The 2,682-nt window shown below is 73.1% G+C and carries 2 protein-coding genes and 1 pseudogene; 1 reads left to right on the forward strand and 2 read right to left on the reverse strand.

Annotated elements, in window-relative coordinates:
• Positions 1 to 131: 131 nt before the first annotated feature.
• Positions 132 to 917 (reverse strand): LOG family protein, encoded by a 786-nt coding sequence (locus IH13_RS0110755; RefSeq protein ID WP_031083254.1) that lies wholly within the window; start codon positions 915 to 917, stop codon positions 132 to 134.
• Between the two features lie 85 nt (positions 918 to 1,002).
• Positions 1,003 to 2,082, reverse strand: coding sequence for a succinyl-diaminopimelate desuccinylase (gene dapE, locus IH13_RS0110760; protein ID WP_031083256.1), 1,080 nt, complete (start codon positions 2,080 to 2,082; stop codon positions 1,003 to 1,005).
• Between dapE and IH13_RS0110765 the strand changes: the two are divergent.
• Positions 2,081 to 2,682 (forward strand): annotated as a pseudogene (locus IH13_RS0110765) (hypothetical protein); the annotation flags it as partial. The gene dapE and the pseudogene IH13_RS0110765 sit on opposite strands and share 2 nt — an antisense overlap.

Consider the following 2,682-nt stretch of genomic DNA (forward strand, 5'->3'; position numbering starts at 1 on the left):
CCGCGGGCTGGCGTAGCACCGCCCGGGCCGGAACCTCCGCGGAGCCCGGCCCGGCACGGCCCCGGGCGGCCACCGGGGAGCACCCGGCCCGGCCCCGGACGGCCGCCGCCCCGCCGCCTCCCCGGGCGGGCCTACCGCCCGACCTCCTTCGTCACCAGCCGCACCGCCTCGTCCACGTCGTCCGTGACGTGGAACAGCAGCAGGTCGCGTTCGGACGCCTTGCCCTGGGCCACCACCGTGTCCCGCAGCCAGTCCACGAGGCCGCCCCAGTACGCCGAACCGAACAGCACGATCGGGAAGCGCGTCACCTTGCCCGTCTGGACCAGGGTGAGCGCCTCGAACAGCTCGTCCAGCGTGCCCAGGCCGCCCGGGAGGACGACGAAGCCCTGGGCGTACTTCACGAACATCGTCTTGCGGACGAAGAAGTAGCGGAAGTTGACGCCGATGTCGACGTGCGGGTTCAGTCCCGACTCGAAGGGCAGCTCGATGCCCAGCCCGACGGAGACGCCCTTGGCCTCCCGGGCGCCCTTGTTCGCCGCCTCCATCGCCCCGGGCCCGCCGCCCGTGATCACCGCGAAGCCCGCCTCGACCAGTGCCTTGCCGATCCGGACACCGGCCTCGTACTCCGCCGAGCCGGCCGGGGTGCGGGCCGAGCCGAAGACGCTGATGGCGCTCGGCAGTTCGGCGAGCGCGCCGAACCCCTCCACGAACTCGGACTGGATGCGCATGACCCGCCAGGGGTCGGTGTGCACCCACTCGGAGTCGCCCTCGGAGTCGAGCAGCCGCTGATCGGTCGTGCCCGGCTGTACCTGGTCCCTGCGGCGCAGCACCGCGCCCAGCCGCTGTTCCTCGGGCTTCACCGCGCCCTCGGGAACCTCCGCGCCCTCGGGGATCCGTGCGTCCTCCGGGTTGCCCATGACCTGCTCCCTCCGCCGACCTGCGATGTACGTACGTCACTTCAGCGTAGATCGGCGGAGGTTACGCGCAGGGGAACGCCGTCGGTCAGCCGGTGAGCCAGGAGCGCAGCCGCTCCTCGCAGTGGGTGATCCGCTCGGTCCGGACGTGCTCGTCGCGCTTGTGCGCGTAGAACGGGTCGCCGGGCCCGTAGTTCACCGCGGGGACGCCGAGGGAACCGAACCGCGACACGTCCGTCCAGCCGAACTTGGGCCTGGCCGTGCCGCCGACCGCCGCCATGAAGGCCTTGGCCGCGGGGTGCGAGAGACCCGGCATCGCCGCGCCGGAGTGGTCGTCCACCGTGAACGCGGCGACGCCGCAGCCGGCGAACACCTCGCGCACGTGCGCATCGGCCTGCTCGGGCGTGAGGTCGGGGGCGTAGCGGTAGTTGACCACCACGGTGCAGGCGTCGGGGATCACGTTCGTCGCGACACCGCCCTCGATCCCCACCGCGTTGAGGCCCTCGCGGTACTCCAGGCCGTCGATGACCGGCCGGCGCGGCTCGTACGCCGCCAGCCTCGCCAGCACTGGTGCCGCCGCGTGGACCGCGTTGGACCCCATCCAGCTGCGGGCCGAGTGGGCCCGCTCGCCGTCCAGCCGCAGGTGCATCCGGAGCGTGCCCTGGCAGCCGCCCTCGACCTCGCCGTCGGAGGGCTCCAGGAGCACCGCGAAGTCCCCCTCCAGCCACTCGGGGTGGGCCTCGGCCACCTTTCCCAGGCCGTTGAGGTGGGCGGCGACCTCCTCGTTGTCGTAGAAGACGAACGTCAGGTCCCGGTTGGGCTCCGGCACCGTCGCCGCGATCCGCAGCTGCACGGCGACGCCCGCCTTCATGTCGGTGGTGCCGCAGCCCCACAGCACGCCGTCGGCGTCCAGCCGCGAGGGCACGTTCTCCGCGATCGGCACGGTGTCGATGTGCCCGGCCAGCACGACACGCTCGGCTCGGCCCAGCCGCGTCCTGGCGACGACGTTGTTCCCGTACCGGTCGACCTCCAGGTGCGCCAGCGGGCGCAGGGCCCCCTCGATCGCGTCGGCCAGGTCCTTCTCCTGCCCGCTGACCGACGGGATGTCGACGAGCCGGGCGGTGAGCGTCGGACCGTCGAGGGCGAGGTCAAGGGTGTGTCCGTCCATGGCCACGACTCTAGGTGACAGCGCTCCCGGCCCCGGCCCTACCCTCCAGTACGGTGGCCCCGTGCAGACCACAGCCCCCGCCCGCCCCCGCCGCCTCCTGCGTGTCGTGGCCGCCTTCGCCGTGCTCTCGGCCCTGGCCGGATACGTGGCCCTGCAGTACGTCACCGGACACCAGGGGTCCCCCCGGTGCGTCGTGCGCGCGGCCGGCGCGGGCGACGGGAGCAGCTACGAGCTGAGCCCCGAGATGGCCGCCAACGCCGCGACGATCTCCGCCGTGGGGACCACCCAGGGGATGCCGGAGCGCGCGGTGACCATCGCCCTGGCGACCGCATTGCAGGAGTCCTCGCTCCGCAACCTCGACCACGGCGACCGGGACTCGCTCGGGCTCTTCCAGCAACGGCCCTCACAGGGCTGGGGGACACCGGCGCAGATCATGGACCCGGTGTACGCGGCCGGGGCGTTCTACACCCATCTGGCGAAGGTCCCGGGCTATGCGGGGCTGCCGCTGACCGAGGCCGCGCAGCGGGTGCAGAAGAGCGCCTTCCCGGAGGCGTACGCGAAGCACGAGCCGGATGCGGCGCTGCTCTCCGCCGCGCTGAC

The sequence above is a fragment of the Streptomyces sp. NRRL WC-3549 genome (genome assembly GCF_000721935.1).
Classification (GTDB): Bacteria; Actinomycetota; Actinomycetes; order Streptomycetales; family Streptomycetaceae; genus Streptomyces.